Below are 23804 nucleotides of genomic sequence, written 5' to 3' on the forward strand. Positions count from 1 at the left end.
TATGACAGCCACGCAACAAAAGCCTGAAGAAGTCTCCTGGTCGTCATTGGTACGCAAGGGCGGTTACCTGACTCCAGATCAGCGTCAGGCGTTTGAAAATGCAATCGCTCTGGTCAACGAGCGTTTGCAGGCGACTCTCGACAAGCCGGGTAACCGGGTCAATGGTCAGTTCAGCCTGAACAATTACATTGACAGCCTGGAGTCGGACTTCAAGCGTGATGCAGGTGCTGACGAGCTACGTGGCGATGCTTCGCTGACAGCCTTCTGGATCGTGCGGTTGTTGGCTGATCGCTTGCTGGAAGCTGCGGGTGCCAAGCCGGTCGTGCACTGACAGTACGTAAGGCGGGAAACAAAACGGGCTCTTGAAGAGCCCGTTTTTTTATGGGCGCTGTTTGCATTTGCTGACTGGCACTACCCTGGTAGGAGCGAATTTATTCGCGAGAGGCCCGTGAAGCTGAAGAAATCTATCGTCCTCAATGACGTCTCGCGAATGAATTCGCTCCTACGGGAGGGGGGAATTCATTCGCGAAGGGCCATCAAATCCAATAAATATACGTCGTTTGAAACCCCACCTTGCGAATTCATTCTGCTCAAAACACAGACACAAAAAATCCCACAGGCGTTACTCACGCTCTGTGGGACGGGTACAGCGTTTACTTCAATCAATGCTTCATGAACTTCTCTTTCTCGAACTCCATGTAGATGATGGTCCGTGGAACCGGAGTGGCGTTGACGGCGAAATGATCCAGCGAGCCATCGAAAATCGCGCCTGTGCCCGGTTTCTGGTGATAGAACTCGCCCGCCACGTTCAGGTAGGAGTAGTTGGCTTCATTGGCGGCGCTGAGGGTGATGTGCATCTGCAACAGGCCTTCATCCGTCAGTTCCGGGTGACGGTGCAAGCTCAGAAAACTGTGAGGCGCCATACGGGCCAGGGCCACGACTTTTATGCCCTTGAGCGGCTTGAACAACTCCAGAGTGCGGGGCATGGTCGCCTGGGCCGGGCCGATAGGCGTGTCTCTGAACAGCAGCGCATATTGCGTCCAGTCACGGTTGCCTCCTTCGGCACCCCAGCCCTTGAGCCAGCCGTAATCGCCACCCTGTTGCAGGTGTTCGCTCAGTTCTTCGTGTACTTGCTGATGCTGCTTGTTGGTACGGTCGATATCGAGCAGAGGTGCATCCAGAGTCGCGAGCTCTTCCTGGATCACCGCGCAGTTGGCGACCAGGTTGGCCAGTTCCGGAAAATCGTCGAGAGCATAAAAAGCGGTAGTCATCTTGAGGTTCCTTTGAGCAGTCAAAACACAGAACAGGTGAGGCTCGCGGCGCAATTCTGTTTGCGCCGCGAGCCTGTTTTTTACGTCAGTGAACAAAGAACGGGAGCGGCTTAGCTCTTGAGTTCCAGTCCGCTTTTCTGCAGGTCTTGCATTACGGTTTTCTGTGTGTCCGATGCTCGGGAAATCTCACCGTTCACGAAGTACGCCTTGGGTTTGTCCTGATCCTCGCCGTAGGTGAAGTTCACCTTGGCCAGGGTCTTGTTCACGGCCATTGAGGCTGAGCTATTGGCACTGACCAATGGCGTGGGAGTGGTGAAACCTTCGGTCTGTGCTGCGCTCTTGAAGATCGAAATAGCCAGGACCCGCATGTTGTCGCGGTTGCTGAGCAGTTCGAACATTTCTTTTTGCGTGAGAGTGCCATCCCGGCTGCCGGCATCGACCCTGTCGAAGACATGGTCCTTGGGCTCCAGGCGAACCCGTGCCAGGGTGCCAGGCTGGCTTTGAAACTCTTTGAGTATCGACTTGAGTGCCGGGTCCTGATCGATCAGCTTGGCGATGTTCTCCGCGTTGCTGGTCTGATGATTGCCGTAAATCACACTCATGATCTTGGAAGTAAGGTTCTGCGAGTCCAGGCGCGCCAGGTTGGTGTAGTTACTTTCAAAGCGACCATTGTCCAGCACGCTGTGCTTGTTGACCGAGGCTTCCTGCTGGGCCGTGGAACGTTTCAGAGAACGCAATGCTGCGTATTGATCATCGTTTTCCGGCGTCTTGCTGGCAAAGAAGTCATTGAGCCCCTTCAGATGAATCTGGATTTTCTCCTTGGCACTGGCGTCCTTGTATTCCGGTTGTTTATGGTCGGCCAGTCGAGTCAGTTCGGCCTTCGAAGCCTTGTCCTTGAACGCATCGCCCAACGACGTTGCGAGTTTGGTCACATTGGCGGTGGTCAGCGGTGCCGCCTCCTTGAACTGGAACTTGATCCGCTTGGTTGTCTTGTCGTCAATGGAGGCGGTTCCAGTGATGCCGTTGGTGCTCGTGATTGCCTGAGAGCCGGGGGCCGAGCTCGGGGTTGGATTGGTATGGCCGCCGACAACCTGAGCGCGGGCGAAAAATCCGGCATTGAAGTTGTTGAGCAGACGAGGCCTGTTCTGGGATTTTTCATCCATGCGACTGGTATCGTTTTCCTGACTCAGTTTTTGCCAGGTGAAGTTGGCAAGATTGACGTTGGCGGTGAAACCGACACCGAAGCGTGCAGAGGCTGTCAATGGCTTGCTGTCATGATCCGAGATGCCCAGTTGTACGCGGAACTCGGTGTTGGCCCCCGCAGTCAAGTCGACATTGACCCGCTTCATTTCGTGGGCCTTGTGGTTTGCGCCTTCCTTGAGAACATCCAGTGCTGTCAGCTTGCCTGTGAAGAGGTTGTCGACGAACTGATCGATCTTTTCATCCGGCACTGTAAATGCCACACCGGTACGTTGGGTGTGGGTACCCGCAAGCGTTATATCGCCTCCTACGCGAAAGGCCAGTGCGCCACGTTTTTCATTGCCCAGATCCAGGGTGGTCAGTTTTGCGTATTCACCGGCGCTCGTAATGTCCGGCAGGACATCCTTGCCGGCTCCCACGGTACCGCTGAGCAGGTTGGCACGTTCACGAAGCAGATAGACTTCCACGCCCTTTTCGCCGCGCTCGGCCGCAAAGGCGTAATTGCGGGTGTTGGTGTACTGCCCGCTGGGGAAGGGGCCTGTCACGTGTTTGGCTATACCAATGAAGGGCGTGCTCAAGGTCATGCCGTAGCTGCGTGAAAGGCTGATTTCGTCGTCCGGAAATTCCAGCTGCTTAAGCGAGTTCTTGAATTTTTCAGCCAGCTCGGCCTGATCCTTGCTGCCGGTGGCGACGCGCATGTTGAGGCTGGTGGCGTGATCCGGCTTGTGGAAACCGTTCAGGAAAGCCTTGATTCCGTCGTAGGACTTTTCCAACTGATAGTGCTCGGTAAAACCCATGTCCGAAACGTGCTTGATCGGATTTTCGCCATAGGTCTTGTCGCGCAGATGGGTCAATTCGTGCTTGATGGCCTTTATCTGGGCATTCTTGTCGGGGCCATCAGGGAGTTTTTCAGCTTTGTCCAGCAGCTGTCCGACCTCATTGAGGGTCTTGATATCCAGAGCCAGGCGTGCCTTGGTCAGGGCATGTTCATCGTGGCCATGGCGACGCTTGCCCGCGGGGGTATCGGCATCCAGATGCTTCATTTTCAGGCCCATGCCCTGCAGGGACTTGAGCAATGCGCCGGTCGGGTTATCCGAGGACGGAGAGACTTTGTCCAGAGCACCCTGAGTCAGTGCCATCAGGTCATTCTTGGGTTCATTACGTTTTGGAGGCGCAGACTCCAGTTTACTCGCGGCTTTTTTCCCTTTTTCCGTGGGCTCTCCATGAAGGTTGAGCAGGCCTGCTTTTTCGCCCAGGGTCATGACCGCCTTGCGGCTGTGGTTTTCCAGCTCTTCGCGGAAAGACTCCAGGCTTTTGGTCAACTCCTTGCCTTCTTCACCGATATCCAGTTTGGCGATGCGAGTTTTCAGGTCGTGGCCGGCTTCCGGGGCCTTGCCTGGTGCCTGGCGGATTTCCTTCAAGTCATGAAACAAGGGGGACTGGGCATTGTAGACGTCTGCCAGACCGACCCGGCCATTGATCTTGTGGTCGAAATAGTTCACTACGTTCTTGGCCGGTCGTATTTCCAGATCGGGCTTGAAAACGTAAGCCTTGGTGAACTCTACCGTGCTGGATTTATTGCTTTGCTCTATACCGCTGCGGCCCAGCAGGTTGGAGGTATAGTTTAATGTGCCGACTCCGGGAATGCTCACCCTTGCCATGCTTTTGTCGAGTCGATTGAATATCGTGTTCAGTTCGTTCTGATCGGCAGGACGATGGTCAATGGTTTGCCATTTCTTGTCCTTGAGCTGATAGGCGCCGTTACCATTGGGGTCGTTTTTCAGCGAAACGCTGAGCGTGTTATCCACTTCTGTACGAATACTGGCTATCTCACTCCCGAAGCTGAGAGGGATTTTTTGCCATTTGGGCTCGCTGTCTGTTTTGGACTCCGATGCCTTGGGGCTTGAAGGTTTGTCCGCTGTTGCAGTGGAGGTTGAAGGTTTGTCCGCTGCTGCGGCGGATGTTGAAGGTTTGTCCTCAGCCGCTGTGGAGGTCGAAGGCTGGGACTGCAATGGCGTATCCGTCGGTTTTTTCTGCCAGTCCTCGTTGAGCATGAAGAACAGATCGCCATTGCTGGTTGCAGCATGCACGCCATTGGCGTCCAGGGTCAGGTAGGCAACAGTGCCTTCCAGGCCATGGCGGGTCATTTCAGTTGGATCGCCTTCCTTGTGGTGGGCGGTCATGCGGCCTTTGTCATCAAGGGCCACGAACTGTTTGTCGTTGTACATGGCAAAGTCTTTGATCACGCGGTCCTCCAGGCCCGCGATGGCATCGCCCAGTTCGACCTTGGTAGAGCGTGGCGTATCTTTCAGGTTGTGGGTGTCGTTGAAGGTGCTCTTGCCGTAGTCGGGAGTCACTTTCAGCTCGTGAACCTTGCCGTCCTTGAGCACATAGGCATTGCCGTCGATGCCGCGTTTCAGCGCATCGATATCTTTGACGCCGGTGTCTTTCCAGGCCTGAGTGGTCGTATCCCATGCCTGGATACTGCCATCCACCAGGCCTACGCGACCGTTCCTGTGCAGGTCGTAGATGTTTTCCGAAGTCGGCTCGCTCTTTACAGGCAGGCCCTGGGTATTTTCCAGAACCTTCACGTCCGAGAGGTTCCAGCCGCTCTGGAGGCTGGAGGTCTTTTCATCCAGGGTATGGGAGTGGACCTGGCCGGCACCGTCCTTGACCAAGGCATGCATCTGCCCGTCATCACCACTCATGAAACCGGTGACCTGATGACGCGCTCCCAGCTTGCCATCTTCTGGCTGGTAGTTTTTCTCCGGCATGAGTTTCAGGACGCCATCATCGCTTTTAAGCTCGTTGCGCGAGGCGCTGTACAGCTTGCCTTCGGTATCGGCGACGAACAGGCGATCCTTGGTCAGGCCGATGCTGCTGGCTTCGGACTTGCCATCGTTGAGGTTGAGGGTGATATGCAGCTCTGGCACTTCCCCCATCTTGCCCAACTGCAGGGTCTGGGTGTCCTTGCCCGCCAGCATGGCCACGGTTCCGTCGGAGGCAACCGAATGTGCCGCCAGATCCTTGAGTTGGATTTCGGGTTTTTTATCGCTGGACAGATTGATCAGCGAGTCGCCGCTACGGGCATAGAGCTTGCCGTCACCTTCCGTTGAAAGGCTGCTGAATTTTTTGTCGCCTGTATCGGGAAGGGGGGACCACTTGGAAGTGTCCGACTTGAACTGATAAAGCTTTTCATCATGAAGGCGCAGCGTCTGGCCGCTGCTGTCCTGATGGGCTCCGCTCAAGTGGGCAATGTGCGCTTTGTCCGGCAGGGCTTGTGTGACCGTCGATTTCAGGCCTTCGAGGTTCATCGAGTTGCCCTGGCGTTGGAGCGTGACGCTGCCAGGTTTGCTACCTGACGGTACATCCAGCGATTTACTGCTGCGCAACAGGGTGAAGCCTGTTTCACTCTGCTGCATCTTGAGCAGGTGGCCCTTGGGTTCCAGCAGGACCTGATCGTTGCCTTTCCCCGTGTAATGATGGGCCAGGTAGGTTTTATCCTTTTTGCCAACGGTATCTTGAAGCAAGGTGTTCAGCGCCGGTGGGCTGAAGTTCTCGAAACTGGCCTTGCCTTTCTTGTCCAGAGTGACCGCGTTGCTATCGGGTCTGGGGAGGGACTCGCGGCCTTCGTTGAGGGCCCGGCCCAGGCCATCGCTGCCACTGAGTCTGGTATTCGATCTGCTTCTGGCCTGAGCTGCGTTCTGAAGCGCCTGCTCATCACGGGAAAGCTTCGGTGATCCGGTTTCGGTAATCTCCTGCTTAGATGATGTACCGGCCTCTTTCTGGATTGGCGTTTCTTTGGCTGACTCGCCTGCGCTGCTCTTGCCTTCGGCTTTATTCGATTTCGAGGATTCGGCTTTAGGTTTGCCCATCAAGGAGTTTTTCAGTGCGCTGTTGCGCAGTGGCCAACCCATCTCCTCTGTTTTCAGCACAACCGGGTCATTTTGTGCCAGAGGCATGGCTTCTGACTTGACGCTGCTTTCTGCGTTGCTTTCGGATTTCTTCGATTTCGAGGATTCTGCCCGGCTTTCTCCGCCCCCAGAGCGCCCCAATTTATCCGAACCGCGCAGGCTTGAGCCCGCCCCGCGCATACGCTGTGCTGTGGCTTGAGCGGCCTGATCGCTGGCGTCCTGATTCTGTATCTCGGACTGTCCGCTGCTCTGCACGCCGATCTTTGGCGTGGCCTGCAGGTCCTGAGTCACCGGGCCGGTTTTTGTGGTTGAGTGCTGACCCAGTTTGTCCAGTGAAGTGGCTGTGCGCTGTGTCGGTGGCTGGTTTTGCTGGTTGAGGCCTTGCGGGTTGTGGCCCGAGGACGTCGCGCCATGTATCTGGCTCGTGCCGGGTGTGTTGTTAAGCGGAATCATGAGCATTCTCCGTGTCATGGACTGACCGGAACAACCTCGCGATGGCTGTCCGGCCGTAAAGGAAGGTTTCCTTTGCCCTGAGTGGAAATGCCCTGTGACTTGGTTCCAGCATGGCGATGCCGTTTGCGGCTTTGCCTGGCTTATGGGACGAGAATGCTTCTCTTTGAAATACCCGGCTACAACTGTGTCGATATTGATACGTTCGGAAACTGTTATTTTCCCGCCATGACTGCACCAGCGCCATCCTATTGATGCTTGTGTATCGCAACTCAATACATTTGTTTACCCCTCACCCTGGCTGATCAGCAGCAGGTGAATGTCCGTGACCCTGTTTTTCAATCATTCGACCAGATTATGGGCGCCGAACCCGTTCGCCCCTGAAAAGACCTGTAGCTCCAGGATGGAATATGCAAAACACTGTAATTCGCTATAACTGCGTGGGCTGCGGGATCTGCTGCAAAGGCCGGCTCATACCCCTGACGCTGATCGAAGCCGAGCAATGGCTGGCCCGAGGTCATGATGTAGCGGTGGTGCTGGAAGCTTTCAACGAGCTGACCTGGCCAGCCGACTCAAGACAATATGCCCACGGCGCAGGCCGGTCGGTCGCGGTCAATAGTGATGACAGCAGCATCCGCGTTATCGCGGTGTTCGTTGCCAATGCACTCGACCAGTGCCCGAATCTGCGTGCGGATAACCTGTGCGGCATCTATGAAGAGCGCCCGCTGGTCTGTCGGATCTACCCTATGGAAATCAATCCGTTCATTGAGATGAGCAGTGACAACAAGATCTGTCCGCCTGAATCATGGGGCAGTGGTGACATCCTGTGTACAGACGGTGTCGCCAACCCCGAGCTTCAGGCGCTGGTCAATCAGTCCAGACAAGCCGATATCGTTGACGCGGCAACCAAGATAGCCGTGTGCGCGCAACTGGGCATCAAGGTCGCGAGCTGGAAGGAGAATGCCTTCGCTGTCTATTTCCCGGAGCGCTTGACGTTGATCGAGGCGATACGCCGCAGCAAGGAGGTTGTCGTGGATGACTGGGCTGAAGGATGGACAGTTCGGGTCGATGATCCGCAACTGCGTGGACACTTGATCGCACACAATGTCCCACTGGCCAGCAGTGACGCTGCCGATTATATCTTTCACAGGCTTTAACATTAATTACGTCAATAAATGGATTAATTCAATCCGACAACCCCATCTTATCAAGTAAATGAGTCAACCCTATCCTAGTGACAACAGGGCACATGCCCTCTGCTTTACACACAAGGCATCGCTGACTCATGACCACTTCATCCTTGCTTAACGGCACTCGCCACACCCTTCACGATCACCAGCAAAGTCATGCAAGGGTGGGCACTAACGAGCAGGCGCGTGCCATCGTCCATCGCACCCATGGCCGAGTGCATGGGCCTGTCACTCGCCTCGTGAGCCCGAGCGACCTTGGCCAGATCCTGAAGCCTTTCGTGTTTCTCGACATCTTCAGCACTCTGCCAAACGCCAGACCGCAAGGCTTCGGCATGCATCCTCATTCCGGCATTGCAACGCTGACCTTCATGGAGGCCGGTGAAGTGATCTACGAAGACACGACTGGCAAGAAGGGCGTTCTGCCCGCTGGCGGTGTCGAGTGGATGAGTGCCGGCAATGGCATCTGGCATTCGGGTACGCCGTTCAGTGAAAAGGCGATGCGTGGCTTCCAGTTGTGGGTCGCGTTGCCCGCCGCAGAAGAAAATGCGCCCCCTGAAAGTCATTACCTTGCCCCCGCGCAGATTCCCCGGGAAGGCCCGGCGCGAGTTCTGCTCGGTCGCTATGGCAATGCAGAAAGTACCATCCCGGCTCCTTCGGACATGACTTATCTCGCCGTGACGCTTAAAGACGGTGAGCGGTGGCGCTTCACTCCGCCATCGGGTCATACCGTGACGTGGCTGGCGGTCAGTGAAGGGCTGCTTGAGGCCGGTAGCGCTGTGGATACCGGCGAGCTGGCGGTGTTTGAGGAGTCAAACCAGGCCATCGATCTGGTCGCGCAGGGCACAACCTCTTTTGTACTGGGCTCAGCCGTGAAACATCCCCACGAGCTAGTGATGGGTTACTACTCGGTTCACACCAGCAGGGAAGCCCTTGCACGAGGTGAAGCCGAGATACAGCGCATCGGTGCTGCTCTGCGGCGCGACGGGCGACTGGGCTAACACCCTTCTGCATCATTTCAGAACGAATATTTCAGCCAAAGTAAGGAAGTTACCCATGAACATTCTTCACCTCGATTCGAGCATCCTGGGCGCCCACTCGGTCAGCCGCACCTTGTCTGCACAGATTGTCGCGAAACTGCAGGGTGAAACGCCGAATGCCGTCGTGACCTATCGCGACCTGGCAGCAACGCCGGTACCACAACTGTCCGCCGCTTATCTCACGGCTCTACAGACCACAGGTGTTGATCACTCGCCGGAGATACAACGCGACCTTGAAATTGGTGCGGCCACCTTGCAGGAGTTTCTGGCTGCCGACACCCTTGTGATCGGTGTCGCGCTCTACAACTTCACTGTGCCTACACAACTCAAGGCCTGGATCGACCGGGTTCTTGTGGCAGGCCAGACCTTCCGCTACACGGAGCAAGGGCCTGAAGGATTGGCGGGTGGAAAACGTGTCATCCTGGCGGTCGCACGTGGCGGCATCTATGGGCCAGACTCGCCGATTGCCAACATGGAACATGGCGAAACCTACCTGCGCACCGCGCTCAACTTCATCGGCATCACCAACCCCGAGGTCATCCTGGCCGAGGGTGTTGCCTTCGGTCCCGATCAACGCGCTGCTGCGATTAGCGCCGCCGAGCAGCGGATTGCCGAGCTTTCGGTCTGATTCCGTAATACCGCCCTGTCGCGGTCGTTGGAGGGCCGCCCAGACCAGTTTCCTCTCGCTTTACTTCCCTTCCAGAGACAATCCAGGCTGGCTGCAATAGCCGCCTGGACACGGCGCATCCGTCCAGCTTGACAACATTGCTACGACACGCCAGCGATACGATCTGACTCCTCAAAAAACCGCAGGTAGCCCAGGGATGATTTCAGCCTTGAGCACCACTGGCGGTACTTCTTCTTCCCGATACTCCCCCAACTTAGAACACACCCTCTATGACAGTAAGAAACTGTGCGCCCAATACCGGTAAATCAATAGACGAACGCCAGCGTAACTGGGCAATTGCGGCGCTCAGCCTGTTTGCCTTACTGGTTGTCGGGGCTATTTCCTGGCAGGTGCTGTATCTGCGCGAACCTCCACCTTCAGAGCCGACCACTGATGCCTTGGTCGCAATGACGGTGACCGATGCATCCGTGCGGCTGGTTGAATGGCCGGTCCATTTGAATGCCTCCGGTGCGATTGAGCCGTGGCAGGAGGCGGTTATCGGAGGACAGGTCAGTGGGGTTCGACTCACTGAGTTGCTTGTTGGCCCGGGGGATGTGGTGCGTCGAGGCCAGGTGTTGGCTCGATTTGAAACCGAGGCCTTGCGCGCCGATGTTGCGCAATTGCATGCAGCACTCAGGCAGTCGAAAGCTCTGGCAGTACAAGCGGTTGCCAATCGTGAACGCGCACTCAAACTCAAGGAAGTGGGTGCCATGAGCGAGCAGGACATATCGAACTCGGTGACCGAGGCTGAAACAGCGTTGGCGCAGGTTGAGTCCAGTCAGGCTCAATTGACGTCTCGGGAGTTACAGCTCAGGTATGCAACGGTTGTATCGCCCGACGATGGTGTGATCAGTACCCGCACTGCAACGATTGGCACAGTAGGCGCGGTCGGCGATGAGCTGTTTCGGCTCATACGCCAGAGTCGACTCGAATGGCGAGGTGAGCTTACCGCTGCGCAGGCAGGGCAGGTGGCTGCTGGCCAGATTGTGACGTTGGCGCTGCCAGATGGCCAGGTCGCGCAAGCAACTGTCAGGCAAATGGCACCCGCGTTGAACGCTCAAACGCGCCTCGCAATGGTGTATGCAGACATCATTTCGGGCAGCACAGCGCGAGCGGGCATGTATGTACAAGGGCGTATTTCAGTGACGCAGCAGAGTGCGTTGGTGGTGCCCGCTGGTAGTGTCTTTATCCGCGATGGGCATAGCCATGTATTCAAACTCGATACGCAACAAGGTGCTGCGAAGGTATCTCTTCAGGTCGTGAAGACTGGCCGCCGCCAGGCTCAGGATGTAGAGATCGTGCAGGGTTTGAGTGAGGGAGACCGTGTTGTGGTACAGGGTGCCGGTTTTGTGAATGATGGCGACAGCGTAAGGATTGTTCAGGCACCTGCGGTTGCGATTTCTGCTACGACAGTTGCAAACGGAGCAGAGAAATGAACCTGGCTACCTGGTCCATACGCAATCCGATCCCCTCTATCCTGCTGTTTGCACTGCTTACCCTGGCGGGCATATGGGGGCTGTGGAAGTTACCGATTCAGGATATGCCCGATGTCGATATGCCGGTTGTTCGCATAGCGCTTTCGCAACCCGGTGCTGCACCTGCTCAGCTTGAAACCGAAGTGGCGCGTAAAATCGAAGACTCGCTGGCCACGCTGGACAGAATCAAGCACATAAGCACCGTGATCACTGAAAGCTCCGTGAATATTGCGGTTGAGTTCGAGCTGGGCAAGCCTCTTTCCGATGCATTGATGGAATCCAGGGATGCCGTTGATCGCGTTCGCTCCGACTTGCCTGACGATCTACTGGAGCCGCAGGTAAGCGCTGTGCGTGCGAGTAGTGAAGCTATTCAGACTTATGCCATCGCCATGCCTGCCATGAACGAAGAGGCTTTGTCATGGTTTGTGGATGACACGGTAGCCAAGACGATATTGGGGGTAAAAGGTGTTGGCCGTTTCGAGCGTATCGGTGGCGTGATGCGGGAAGTACGGGTGACTCTGGACCCCGCTTTACTCATCGCCCACGCTGCGACTGTCGGCGAAGTCTCGCTTGCATTGAGCAACGCTCAGCAGCAAAGCTCAGGAGGGCGCGCCAGACTTGGTGGTGGCGAACAGGCGGTGCGGACTATTTCACTGGCTGGCCAGGCTTCCGAGTTGTCGGCATTGCCGATAGCGTTGTCGGATGGACGATCACTGCGACTGGATCAGTTGGCAACGGTCACTGATACGGTTGCCGAACGCAGTCAGATAGCACTGTTGGACGGGAAGCCCGTTGTCGGTTTCCGGATCTACCCGTCCATGGGGCAGGACGTTACTCGAATCGCAGCCGGTGTAAAGGCGGCGCTGGCCGGGTTGCAGCAAAAGCGTCCGGGCTTGCAGGCCACTCTGGTCACTAACAGCGTTGATTACACGCAAGAGCAATTCGATGGTTCGCTGTTCATGCTCTACGAAGGGGCGTTATTGGCTGTGCTGGTGGTCTGGTTCTTCCTGCGGGACTGGCGAGCCATGTTGATAGCCGCTTCGGCGCTGCCTCTGTCGATTCTTCCGACATTCGCTGCCATGGCGTGGTTTGGTTTTTCGCTTAACACGGTAAGCCTGCTGGCGCTGGCAGTCATAGTCGGCATCCTGGTGGACGATGCAATTGTGGAAGTCGAGAACATTGAGCGCCATGCACGCATGGGCAAGCCTATGGAGCAAGCAACGGCTGATGCTGTTACGGAGATAGCGCTGGCGGTGATTGCTACCACAATGGCGCTTGTCGTCGTGTTTCTTCCCACCGCGATGATGGGCGGGGTGCCCGGCCTGTTCTTTCGAGAGTTTGGTTGGACCGCAGTAGTTGCGGTGCTGGCTTCGTTATTGGTAGCCCGGCTGATTACTCCGATGATGGCAGTCCGGTTTCTGAAACCGTATCCCCCTCGTGCGGATGAGTCCGAAGTGTTGGATGGCCGCGTGATGCGCACCTATCTGCGCTTGGCACATTGGTGCCTTATGCATCGCAAATCCACGCTGGCCCTGACATTTGCATTCATGGTCGGTTCGGTGGCTCTCGTACCTTACTTGCCAACGGGCTTAATGCCGGCCTCTGACCGTGGATACACCACAATCAGCATCGAATTACCTCCCGGCAGCGCACTACAGGATACCCTGACAACTGCCGAAGCTGCTCGTGCCCGACTGGCCACGCTGCCTGGCGTCCAGCGGGTGTTATCTACTGTGGGGGCGGCGCAGGCGGACAGTGATAATTTACAGGGTGGAGACGTTCGTCGCGGAGCTTTGGATGTGACGTTGATGCCTCGCGCCGAGCGCGGCGATCAAACGTCGATTGAAAACTCCATACGCGCAGCACTGCAGAGTGTGCCGGGGGCACGTTTTACCGTAGGCAGCGGCAATATCGGCGAACAAATGTCGATCATTCTGACCAGTGATGACGCTGTCGCACTGAAAGCCAGCGCTCAGGCTATCGAGTCTGAGCTTCGAGGAGTACGCGGCTTGTACAACGTCAGTTCTACGGCAAGCCTGGAGCGCCCGGAAATTACCGTCCGGCCCGATCTGGTACGGGCTTCCGAGTCAGGCGTCAGTACAGCCGCAATTGGCGAGACGGTACGTATCGCAACGGCCGGAGATACGGACTCACGACTTGCGCGGCTCAATCTCGACAATCGACAGGTGTATATACGCACACAACTGCCTGAGGCTGTTCAGCAGGATGTCGAGTCCTTGAGCAATCTTCGAGTGCGGGGCCGCGAGGGGCTTGTGCCGCTTGGGAATGTGGCACACATCAGCATCGGCAGTGGTCCGGCACAGATTGAGCGCTATGATCGGCGCCGCTACGTGACCATCAGTGCCGAACTGGGTGGGACTCCCCTTGGTCAGGCGCTTGCTGACACCCTGGCTTTACCTGCGGTGCAAGCCATGCCGTCGAGTGTGCAGATTGTTCAGGCAGATGATGCCGAACTCATGGAAGAGCTGGGGCTGGGCTTCGGTTTGGCCAGCCTTATTGGTGTGGTGTGCGTTTACTGTGTTCTGGTGCTGCTGTTCAAGGACTTCCTGCACCCGGTCACCATTCTTTCGGCTATCCCTCTGTCACTGGGCGGTGCTTTTGTCGGTCTGCTCGTTGCGGGCAGCGAGTTGAGTATCCCGTCAATGATCGGGTTGATCATGTTGATGGGTATTGTGACCAAGAACTCGATTCTGCTGGTCGAGTACACGATTGTAACGATGAGTGAGCAGGGCGTTGCGTTGAATACGGCGCTGCTTGACGCTTGCCACAAACGTGCGCGCCCCATCGTGATGACAACTATTGCAATGATCACCGGCATGTTGCCGATCGGGTTGGGATTTGGTGCCGATGCGAGTTTTCGCCAGCCGATGGCGGTGGCAGTGATCGGTGGACTGATCACATCCACTGCTCTCAGCCTGCTCGTCGTCCCGGTGGTCTTTTCCTGTATGGATAGTGCGCAGCGCCGGATTCGCCATTGGCTTTCTCCACGCTCTACGACAGGGCTCCTGCGTACTGCGTGACGGGCAGATCAAACCTCCGATTCCCGCACCTGCGCTATACCCGATCAGCCAGGTGCCAACTCCCTTTACGACATTGTTACGACACGCCAGACGTACGATTCGATTGCTTGAAAACCTTGGGGTGTAAACCCGGCCTGGCACGTTGTCTTGTCAGGTTGCGCGCGCCCCGATCCTGAAACCAATCGGAACTCCTGGCACTTATGAATAAATCCTGCTCAGTCCTGGCCTGCTTGCTCGCCTTGCCAACCCTCGCTACCGCGCAGACGGCCTCACAGGCCGATTCCCCACGCTGGGGCTTGGGGTTGGGCGTTGGGATATCGGAAAGTCCTTACGCGGGTGAGGGGACAAAAATCACCCCGTTGCCACTGATTCATTATGAAGGGGAGCGGTTCTTTGTACGCGGCCTTACTGGTGGCGCGCATCTGATTCGCAATGAAGGCTTCGAGCTGAATGCCATCGCCTCGTTACGCATGGACGGGATAGATGCCAAGGATTTCGGGCGTAAGGAACTGGCCCGTAACGGTATCGACAGGGACCTGCTCGAAGATCGTGACAATGGTCTGGACATGGGGCTCTCAGCCTCGTGGCGGGGGGCAGCAGGCAAGTTTGAATTGGTCGCCAAGACCGACGTAAGTGGTGCGAGCGAAGGGTTTGAGTTGTCGGCCAAGTACGGTTATGAGTTTGAAGTCGGTCGCGGTAGTCTCGAACCGACCATCAGTGTCAGCCACCTCTCCAAGGATACGGCGAACTACTATTTCGGCACCCTGAAAGACGAAGTGGCGCGAGGCGTCGTTGACTACAAGCCTGGCGCAGCCACTATCCCCGAGCTAGGCCTGGCTTACGCCCACCCGATCGGCCAGAACTGGCAGTTCATGAGCTCCGTGCAGTACAAGTTTCTGCCCAATGACATTAGCGACAGTCCGCTGCTTGAGGCTGACACCGATGGCGAGGCATCGGTCATGTTCGGCATTTCGAGGCGCTTCTGATGCCGGGTATCTCAAGACATCAGGCCAGTCGGGGAGAGGCGTCGTGACCGGTATCATGCTGACATCTCTTGTCGTGAGCTGGCTGGCCGCCATGGTCTATGTGTATCAATTCCGAGGGCAGGCCCGTTACACGGGCCTGCAACAGTATCTGCGCAAGAGTTGGCCAGTGTTCGCACTGCCCAATGCCTTGCTTTACATGTTTACCCGGCCTTGGGCACGTAGTCCGTTTGTTTCAATGGATCGTTATTCAACCCTTGAGAACCTGGCGCAGCACTGGGAGGTCATGCGTGATGAAGCGCTTGCGATTCAGGCTGAGGGCAGTTTTGACGAGGCCCGGCGAACAGGTTCTCCTGCATCGTTCGATGTGGGGTTTCGGACCTTTTACAAATATGGCTGGAGCCGTTATTACCTCAACTGGTATGGCTATACCTATGCATCAGCGAGCGCCAGTTGCCCTAAAACGCTGGAGATACTGTCCCGGTTTCCCGACATAAAGGCTGCCATGTTCGCAGTGCTCCCACCGCACTCATTACTCACGCCCCATGCAGATCCGCTAGGGTGTTCGCTCAGGTATCACCTGGGCCTGGCGACGCCAAACAGGCCGGAGTGTTTTATCAATGTCGATGGTAACGAGCATGCCTGGCAGGACGGAGAGGCCTTTATATTCGATGAGACTTACCTGCATTTTGTGAGAAACGACACCGACTTGCCGCGCCTGATTCTGATGTGTGACGTGCGCAGGCCCATGAGCCTGCCCGGACGTATTTTCAATGCGGTCTATTCGCTGGTGCCGCGCATTATCCAGACCCCTAACGATGAGCGCGACAGACGCGGTGTGGCCAGTGCAATGTTTGCCTGGTTTACCCCTTTTCTCGTACGTGGAAAGAAACTGCGAGCGCGCAATCGGCCTCTTTACAATGTTGTGAAGTGGAGTATCAATGTGGCTCTCATGGGCGTGATGCTCGGAATCATTGCTACTGTGCTAGTAGTCATTGGCTGGCTGTTACGCACATGACTTGCAACGACCCGTCAGGATGCGACTCACAATCGCCATTACATTTCCGTTGTGAAAAGGTCTGTCAAATGAACTCCGGCCTGGCTCATCCGATATCGTTACAAGTCCTTATCATCGAGGACAACCGCTTGCTGGCAGCCAACATGTTTGACTATCTGGAAGCCTGCGGACATATCCCGGATGCAGCACCCGATGGCCAGTCAGGGTTGAGCCTTGCGACCCAGAACCGCTACGACGCGATTATTCTGGACTGGATGTTGCCACGAATGGACGGCATGAGCGTCCTGCGCAAACTACGAGAGGAACATGGGTGTGTCACGCCCATTATCATGCTCACTGCCAAGGACCAGCTCGAAGGCAAATTGTTGAGCTTTGAACAGGGCGCAGACGACTATCTTGTCAAACCTGTGGCCTTGCCAGAGCTTGAAATCCGCTTGCGCGTCATGGTTGGTCGCGCCAAGGCCAGTGCGGCAGCAGGGCGCATATTGCGAATACGCGATTTGACATACAACCTGGACAGCCAGGTGGTTGCAAGAGGCTCGCGCACGATAACGCTCTCCGGGACGTTGCGTAATGTCTTGGAGTTGCTGATGCGCGAGTCGCCAAGAACGGTACGCCGTGATCGTCTTGAGGGTTTGATCTGGGGCGAAAGTGTTCCGGATGGCGATCTGCTGCGCTCACATATGCACCTGTTGCGTCGCGCCATCGATCAGCATGGCGAAGACAAGCTTCTCCATACGATTACCGGCACTGGCTATCGTCTGGGTGAGAGCGGCGAATGAAGTTTCCATGGCGTTTGCAAAGCGTACAGTGGCTGGTCAATGTGAGCTTTGCAATGTTTGGTGCGATGCTCACGCTAGGCCTCGTAGTCCAGGGTAAACTGAGCCAAGGCTTGGTTGAGCACCCGATCTGGCTGCAAGTCCTGGAGTCGAGTACGCAGAATGTTCTGCAGTCTTCCCGAGCAGACTTTCGTGACTCGTTGCCCACCGAGGGTGCGGTGAAGGGGTGGCTTTTAACCCATGATGGTATGGTACCCGCCGACATGCCAGCCTTTCTGGCTACGCTTGCACCCGGGTACTACAGGGAAGGCGAACTTGATAGCATCGCGGACTCTTCGCCGCTTTCCGGTGTGCTGTCTATTGTGACACCGAGGTGGGGGCCTTTTGCTGACTCACCCGGTGACACCTCTCGTGCCCGCGCTTACACCGCCCTGGTGACCTCTGTGCCGCAGGGGCGATTGATCATGGCAATCGACATGACCGGGCTGGAAGACGAACAGAACGCAAGCGTACAACTCAGCCTGGTGTTTCTGCTGTTCAATTTCATCCTGATCTGCCTGGTGATCCGATGGTTCCACCTGAGCCTGACCAGACCCATTGCGGACCTGGCATGGCGGATGCGCAAGCTCGATCCGTTGAAACCGTCGCAGCGGCTTCCGGCGACCTATCGTAAAAGTGAGCTTAATACCATCGCCCAGGAAACCAACGCGCACCTTGAGCGGGTCGAGCTCGCGGTTGAGCGTGAACGCAGCCTGCTGGATCAGGCCAGCCACGAATTTCGTACGCCTCTGGCAATTATTTCTGGCGCTGCGGATGTGCTTCATAAACAACAATTACCCGAACGGGCACAGCGGCCGCTACGCCGGATTGACGAAGCAGTGGATACACTCACGCAGATCATGGAAGCTCTGTTGTACCTGTCACGCGAGCCAAGCCCTCAAGAGCGAAAGCAAGTTACCGTGTTGCACGGGCTGCTTCCTGAACTGGTGAATGACCACACCTATCTGCTTTCTGGAAAACCAGTGCGTTATGTGTTGGGAGATATCGAACCTTTAACCTTGCAGGCCCCTGAATCCATGGTGCGAATCGCGGCAGGCAATTTGCTCAGGAACGCTGCGGAGCATACCCACGAAGGCGAAATCCATGTGTCACTTGTGGATGGAGTATTGTGTATCCGTGACTCCGGCTCGGGCTTCGATGCAACCCAGGCGGCCTATCGTTTCACTGAATCACTCAAGCAATCTGGGAAACGGGCAGGCGGTGCAGGGCTGGGTCTGTTTCTGACCCAGCGCATCTGCGAGCGGTTTGGCTGGCAACTGACCCTTGAGTCGTCCTTGTCTGTTGGAACTTCAGCGATTATTGATTTCATGCCGGATCGCGGGTGATTTACATCGCATCAGGACGACGATTTCAACAGATTCCACAGAACCTCATCATTGAAGTCACGGATCACGCTTTTGGCGCCTGCTTCTCGCAGCTGGTTTTCATCAAGCCCCGACAAGACGCCGAAGGTATGGATGCCAGCGGTATTTGCTGACTGTACGCCCGCCAGCGAGTCCTCGAAGGCAAGCGCGTTGTCGGCGCTCACACCGAGAAGTTCCAGGGCCGTCAGGTACGGCATGGGATGGGGCTTGCCGCGTTCCAGTTCTCCGCCGATGACGATGGTCTCGAAGCGGTCTACGATTCCCAGGCCGGTCAACATGGCCATGGCGTTCTCTCGTGGCGCGTTGGTCACCACGGCAGTGCGCAGGCCGGTGTCCTGTGCATGATCGAGAATGCGCAGCACGCCAGGCACGGGGATGGTTTCTCCCAGTTGAGCGCGAAACATGGCCTCTTTCTGAGCGGCCAGATCAGCGTATTGCGACGCAGGAATATCGGGAAACAGGCCGCCGAAAATCATGTCATCCGGGAAGCCCATGACATGGGCCTTGTAGTAGCCGAGGTCCATCGAGCGATCCCAGCGTGCCAGCAACTGGTTGTAGGCGTTCAGGTGCAGTTCATCGGTATCGATGAGGGTTCCGTCCAGATCGAACAACAGCGCAGAAAGGGCCATTGGTTCTTACTCCTTTAAATGTGCAGTAGTGTTGCCGATGGACCAGACACCCCGCAGGGCCGGCACCAGCGGCAACATGAGAAGGGGATAGACGATCAACAGGCTGAAGGCGGCCTCGACCCCTATTCGCTCAGACAGCAACCCGAGCAGAAACGGCGCCAGCAACAACGCGACGCCTACTGCCTGTGATGCCTGGGTGCTGAGTGCCGAACTTGCGTGGGGCGCGACGCGCATGGCAGAGCCCAGAATCAGCGGGAAGAAGTTGCCCAGGCAGGCTCCGAGCACAAAGGTAAATATTGCTGTACCGACCAGCCCCTCTATCAACGACAGCACCAGCAGTGTAGCAATGGCGCTGAGAATCACCGCCGTCAGCAAGGTCAGTGGTGCTACCCGGCGCAGCGCATAGCTGCTGGCCAGACGCCCGCAGACGGTGCCGGCAAAGTACAGGCTCATCAAGGTCGCGGCGACTGATGCGCTGGTCTGGACATGGGTCTTGATATATTCCGCGCCCCAGAACCCTACACCCCATTCTGCCGAGATCCCCAGAATTACCAGCGCCCACAGGCTGAACCGCGTCAGAGATTGCGCACGCAAGGTGTCCGAGGCCGGTGCCGATGACGCGCTCTGCTCAGAGTCCGGCCGATGGATCGTCAGTGGCGCGCAGAACATCATCAAGGCCCACGCACTGACGATCAGCGGAGCCGTGCGCCAGGAAAGCCCGATGGCCGTCGCGGCGCCCACCAGCAATGCACCGCCCAGCACGCAGAGCCCAGCGACAATGTGCGCTTCCACCAGTTTTGCGGCAGCCTGCTGACGATAGCGTTTGCCGAGCATGGCCTGCCCGACGGCCATGACCAGCCCCCCGGACAACCCCATGAGGACGCTGCCCGGCAGGGTCATGGGCAAGCCGCCCGCGATGGCAAACAGTCCGCTCGCCAGCACAATCGAGCCTATTGCGATACGCCCCGTGCCGATTGGCAATGCCCGGCGTTCCAGCCAGCGATACGGAATGCCGATCAGCACCAGCCCCAATGCATAGGCCGCAAAATGCAGGCCTGTCCAGCGCAGGTCCAGATCGAATTCGGCACGCAGAAACGGCATCAAAGGACCGAGCATGCCTTGCTGAGCGCCGAACAGGCCGAACATCAGGTAAATCGACCATGGCCGTCTTTGCGTGTGAGCCATGTCGGTCATAGGCCAGCCTTTGTGTCGAACAGTGAATGCCAGCGTGCGCAACGAGCGACCTTGGCGTTGCTGGCCTCTATTGCATCCAGCGCTTTCAGGTCAACCGCCGCTAGCGTATCGCTCGACACGCCGCCGACCACGACCTTGCCATAGCCTCTGCTGATTGCAGCGGCCTGCGGCGAAAGCATCCAGCCAAGTGCTTGCAGCGCCTGCGTTGCCCGTTGCGAGCCGGCACGGCAGCCGAACACTTCAAACTCGTAACGCCGTGCATCAGCGGGGACGCACCAGTGCAATGAAGGATGCTGCGCCACTGCGCGAGTGGCCGCCGTGGACACTGTCACCCCGACCAATGCCCGGCCTTCAAGCACGGCTTCTATCGGCGCAGTCGAAGACCCGCTGATCGAAGGTCGTAGCTGTGCAACTTCAGCCAGCATGTCCCAGGCCCCGCCGCTGTAATGTTCCAGCAGTGCGCTCAGGTGCAGATAGCCTGCGCCCGAACGCCCCGGGTCTGGCAGGGCAATGCGTTGCGACCACGCCGGTGCGCAAAGCTCTTCCCAGGAGCGTGGAGGCGTCAAACCGTGTGCGGCGAGCACCTGCGGGTCGTAGCAAAAGGCGGGCACGAAGCCTGACGGGCTGAACCAGCGCCGGTCGGCTGCAATCGCCTCGGGAGGCAATGTCGAGCCATCCAGGCCGTCAAGAACCCGCAACTGTGAAGCCAGGGCGGGATCGAGAAGGGCGGTGGCAGCGGTTCCCAGAAGCAGATCCCAGTCACCCGCCGTGCCGTCGATCACCCGCTCGATCAACTCTGACGTGGACCAGCGTGAAAGGCTCACGGGCACGCCGATATGCTCGCTGATACCTGCCACGAACTCGGCAAGCTCGGCGTTTTCCATCGAGCTGATAGCGATAAGTTCATTCATGCCCGGCCTCAATCCAGCAGTCGATGCAGTTTGGCGTATTGCAGGAGCATGATGGTCTTGCCGTCGCAGATCGCGCCGGTATCGATCATCGACAGCGCTTCATCCAGAGGCACTTCGAGGACTTCGATGTCTTCGCCTTCGTCCTCAAGACCACCCCCTGCGCTCAGTTTGTCTTCGTCGAAATATTCCCCGACAAAAAAGTACAAACGCTCGGTCACCGATCCGGGACTCATGAAGGCCTCAAACACCTTGCGCACTTCCTGAATGCGATAACCGGTTTCTTCCTCGGTTTCCTTGCGGATGCAGGTCTGTGGGTCGTCCCGGTCCAGCAGCCCGGCACAGGTCTCGATGAGCATGCCATCGTGTTCGTTGACGAAGGCAGGAAAACGGAATTGCCGGGTCAGGACCACGGTCTGTTTCAGCTTGCTGTAGAGCAGGATGGTAGCGCCGTTGCCCCGGTCATAGGTTTCACGGGTCAGGGTGCTCCAGGTGCCGTTATTGCTCTGAAAGTCGTACGTGGTCTTGCGCAGGACGTACCAGTTGTCCGACAGCACTTCGACCTGCTTGATACGCACCCGGTCCTTGGTGGCGATGGCTTTTTTCACTGTTCGGCTCCCAGATGAGTAGCGTTGGGCGCCACCGTCAGCAGTCGTGCGACCATTTCCGGATCACGATGCTCAGGTGCAGTCATCACGGCAGTATCCAGCGCATGGTCGCACCCGGATGAACAGGCGCCCTGATGCTCACCCAGCCGGGTGACGGCTTCAGTGACCAGACGGCGGGTCAGGGTAAAGGTGTCGGCCATGCGCTGGGCAACCAGGGTGGCGTTCACGTCCTCGTGGGACTCGTGCCAGCAATCGAAGTCGGTGGGGATGGCAATCATCGCGTAGCAAAGCTCCGCTTCACGTGCGAGCTTGGCTTCAGGCATGGCGGTCATGCCGATCACGGTGCCGCCCCACTCACGATAGAGGTGGGATTCGGCGCGGGTCGAAAACTGTGGCCCTTCCATGACCACATAGGTGCCGCCATTGCGAGCTTGTACATCAGCGGTTTCTGCGGCGCTTGCCAGCACCGAGCGCATGCGCCCGCATACGGGGTCGCCAAACGGTACATGGCCGACCAGGCCCGGCCCGAAGAAGGTCTTTTCACGCTGGATCGTACGATCGATGAATTGATCGATCAGCACGAAGCTGCCCGGCGGTGCATCGTGGGTCAGGCTGCCTACGGCACTGACCGATAACAGTTGGGTACAGCCGACACTGCGCAGCGCAGCGATATTGGCCCGCACATTGATGAACGAGGGCGGGATGGTGTGTCCAACGCCATGGCGCTGCACGAAGGCCACCGGCACATTGTTGAGGGTGCCCAGGGTGACAGGTGATGAAGGTTTGCCGAACGCAGTCTCGCATTCGACCAACTGGATATCCTTCAAGCCGGGCAGTTGCTGAAGACCACTGCCGCCAATGATGCCGATACGTTGAACCTGCTGGTGTGCCGATGAATTATTCACACGCTGCCTCTCGTCTTCAGGGTGGTTTCTGGTTGTCCGGTGGTCACCAGACGCTCATACAGTTCGGAAAGCGCAGTAGGTGCGCTGCCGCGCTTGAGCAACAGGCCTTCACTGGCGTTGTTGCTGTAGCGTGGTTCATGAATCTTCAGATGCCGGTCGATGGCTGGCAGGTAGTTCCAGCGAACGCCGGGGTACAGCGAGTGCGCCAGATGGTAGGCGTCGGATGTCGGGGCGATGAACACGCGAATCAGCCATCCGCTGATACCGAAGTAATCGGTGGGGCGGCCTGCCAGGTATTCGAGGTCGCGTCGATCTCTGGACGTCCCTTCGACAAACCAGCGGTGCTCGGTGAGCAGCGATACCCAGGCAAAGACCGGGTACGACGTCAGTAGCGGGACCAGCCAGCCAAACAGCACGCCTTTCCAGCCGCCGGCCCAATAGAGCAGGGCAGCGACGGCTATCAGGCACAGCACCCGGACCACCGTCGTCAGGCGCGAGTGGTTCAACAGGCTGCTGCGTGCCATGGTCGTCAGGTTGACCCAGGCGCCACGCGGCGTCAGCGGGTAGAGCAGCAGCGCGTAGAAGCTGGTGGAGGAAATACCTGCCACATAGCCACCGGCATGCACCCTCGCACGGTTCGGGTCCCGGCTGGGGTGATTGGGGTTGCGATGGTGTTCCAGCGTGTGGGTCTGGTGGCGGCTGCGCATGTCGCGTTTGAACGCCGGAAACTGATAGAAAACGTTACTCAGCCACCACTGCCATTCATGGTTGGGGCATAACGCGAAATGCACGGCGTTGTGTCCGAACTCCTGCAGGGCGCGCAGGCGTCCGCCACTCCAGAGCACCACCAGCAACCACATCAACGGTGTCGAGTAGATCGATGCCAGTACAACGGCGGCTACGATATCCAGCCAGGTCCAGATGAAGGGCAGCGGCGCGAACCATTCATCCAGTGGCCGGTAGTAGTGCTCCTTGCGGTCGGGAATCCGTGGCTCCAGCCTTAACAGCCTCAGAATGCGCTGATGGTCGCGGTAATAAAAGGTGACCATCGCGCGTAATGCCAATGCTGTGGCAATCAGGCCGATCAGAACCGTGTGCGAGGTGGTCATGG

Annotated in this window: 18 protein-coding genes; 10 read left to right on the forward strand and 8 right to left on the reverse strand. The window is 57.4% G+C overall.

Annotation, left to right across the window (positions count from 1 at the left end; genetic code table 11):
- The first annotated feature begins 1 nt into the window (after window position 1).
- Window positions 2-331, forward strand: coding sequence for an HrpW-specific chaperone (locus ACODS3_RS03485; protein ID WP_200985992.1), 330 nt, complete (start codon window positions 2-4; stop codon window positions 329-331).
- A 331-nt stretch (window positions 332-662) separates the two neighbouring features.
- Here the strand turns inward: ACODS3_RS03485 and ACODS3_RS03490 are convergent, their stop codons facing one another.
- The gene (locus tag ACODS3_RS03490; protein ID WP_025259539.1) at window positions 663-1271 is read right to left on the reverse strand and encodes an aspartyl/asparaginyl beta-hydroxylase domain-containing protein; all 609 of its coding nucleotides are present in this window, start codon (window positions 1269-1271) and stop codon (window positions 663-665) included.
- A 110-nt stretch (window positions 1272-1381) separates the two neighbouring features.
- Window positions 1382-6838, reverse strand: a complete 5457-nt coding sequence (locus ACODS3_RS03495; protein ID WP_025259540.1) for an AvrE-family type 3 secretion system effector — start codon at window positions 6836-6838, stop codon at window positions 1382-1384.
- 407 nt (window positions 6839-7245) lie between these two features.
- On the opposite strand from ACODS3_RS03495, the gene ACODS3_RS03500 reads away from it, so the two are divergent.
- The 9 genes from ACODS3_RS03500 to ACODS3_RS03540 all read left to right on the forward strand — a co-directional run bounded on the left by ACODS3_RS03500 (window position 7246) and on the right by ACODS3_RS03540 (window position 18410).
- The gene (locus ACODS3_RS03500; RefSeq protein WP_201017770.1) at window positions 7246-7992 is read left to right on the forward strand and encodes a YkgJ family cysteine cluster protein; all 747 of its coding nucleotides are present in this window, start codon (window positions 7246-7248) and stop codon (window positions 7990-7992) included.
- Window positions 7993-8120: 128 nt separating this feature from the next.
- Window positions 8121-9023: a pirin family protein gene (locus tag ACODS3_RS03505; RefSeq protein WP_201017769.1), complete on the forward strand. Its 903-nt coding sequence runs from the start codon at window positions 8121-8123 to the stop codon at window positions 9021-9023.
- A 55-nt stretch (window positions 9024-9078) separates the two neighbouring features.
- Entirely contained in the window at window positions 9079-9690 is a 612-nt protein-coding gene (locus tag ACODS3_RS03510) for an FMN-dependent NADH-azoreductase (protein ID WP_489033285.1), read from the forward strand.
- A gap of 269 nt (window positions 9691-9959) precedes the next feature.
- Entirely contained in the window at window positions 9960-11165 is a 1206-nt protein-coding gene (locus ACODS3_RS03515) for an efflux RND transporter periplasmic adaptor subunit (protein ID WP_201017768.1), read from the forward strand.
- Window positions 11162-14245 (forward strand): efflux RND transporter permease subunit, encoded by a 3084-nt coding sequence (locus tag ACODS3_RS03520; RefSeq protein ID WP_489033286.1) that lies wholly within the window; start codon window positions 11162-11164, stop codon window positions 14243-14245. The genes ACODS3_RS03515 and ACODS3_RS03520 overlap by 4 nt, the downstream gene beginning before the upstream one ends.
- A 200-nt stretch (window positions 14246-14445) precedes the next feature.
- Window positions 14446-15231, forward strand: coding sequence for a MipA/OmpV family protein (locus ACODS3_RS03525; RefSeq protein WP_489033287.1), 786 nt, complete (start codon window positions 14446-14448; stop codon window positions 15229-15231).
- Between the two features lie 55 nt (window positions 15232-15286).
- Window positions 15287-16246, forward strand: coding sequence for an aspartyl/asparaginyl beta-hydroxylase domain-containing protein (locus tag ACODS3_RS03530; RefSeq protein ID WP_489033288.1), 960 nt, complete (start codon window positions 15287-15289; stop codon window positions 16244-16246).
- A gap of 68 nt (window positions 16247-16314) precedes the next feature.
- Window positions 16315-17028 (forward strand): response regulator transcription factor, encoded by a 714-nt coding sequence (locus tag ACODS3_RS03535; RefSeq protein ID WP_489033289.1) that lies wholly within the window; start codon window positions 16315-16317, stop codon window positions 17026-17028.
- On the forward strand, window positions 17025-18410 hold the full coding sequence (locus tag ACODS3_RS03540; protein ID WP_489033290.1) for a sensor histidine kinase: 1386 nt from the start codon (window positions 17025-17027) through the stop codon (window positions 18408-18410). The genes ACODS3_RS03535 and ACODS3_RS03540 overlap by 4 nt, the downstream gene beginning before the upstream one ends.
- 11 nt (window positions 18411-18421) lie before the next feature.
- On the opposite strand, the gene ACODS3_RS03545 is transcribed toward ACODS3_RS03540, so the two are convergent.
- The 6 genes from ACODS3_RS03545 to ACODS3_RS03570 are packed head-to-tail and all read right to left on the reverse strand — an operon-like array spanning window position 18422 to window position 23802.
- The gene (locus ACODS3_RS03545; RefSeq protein ID WP_201017763.1) at window positions 18422-19078 is read right to left on the reverse strand and encodes an HAD family hydrolase; all 657 of its coding nucleotides are present in this window, start codon (window positions 19076-19078) and stop codon (window positions 18422-18424) included.
- A 6-nt stretch (window positions 19079-19084) separates the two neighbouring features.
- Window positions 19085-20272 (reverse strand): MFS transporter, encoded by a 1188-nt coding sequence (locus ACODS3_RS03550; protein WP_489033291.1) that lies wholly within the window; start codon window positions 20270-20272, stop codon window positions 19085-19087.
- Window positions 20269-21183 carry an ABC transporter substrate-binding protein gene (locus ACODS3_RS03555; protein WP_489033292.1) on the reverse strand — a complete coding sequence of 305 codons (915 nt, stop codon included), beginning with the start codon at window positions 21181-21183 and terminating at the stop codon, window positions 20269-20271. Before ACODS3_RS03555 ends, ACODS3_RS03550 begins: the two co-directional genes overlap by 4 nt.
- An 8-nt stretch (window positions 21184-21191) precedes the next feature.
- Window positions 21192-21788, reverse strand: coding sequence for a GDP-mannose pyrophosphatase NudK (nudK, locus tag ACODS3_RS03560; RefSeq protein WP_304573858.1), 597 nt, complete (start codon window positions 21786-21788; stop codon window positions 21192-21194).
- Window positions 21785-22693 (reverse strand): S-methyl-5'-thioadenosine phosphorylase, encoded by a 909-nt coding sequence (gene mtnP / locus ACODS3_RS03565; RefSeq protein WP_489033293.1) that lies wholly within the window; start codon window positions 22691-22693, stop codon window positions 21785-21787. The genes nudK and mtnP overlap by 4 nt, the downstream gene beginning before the upstream one ends.
- Window positions 22690-23802 carry a fatty acid desaturase family protein gene (locus tag ACODS3_RS03570; RefSeq protein ID WP_201017759.1) on the reverse strand — a complete coding sequence of 371 codons (1113 nt, stop codon included), beginning with the start codon at window positions 23800-23802 and terminating at the stop codon, window positions 22690-22692. The genes mtnP and ACODS3_RS03570 overlap by 4 nt, the downstream gene beginning before the upstream one ends.
- Between the last annotated feature and the right edge of the window lie 2 nt (window positions 23803-23804).

The sequence above is a fragment of the Pseudomonas sp. FG43 genome (genome assembly GCF_057809175.1).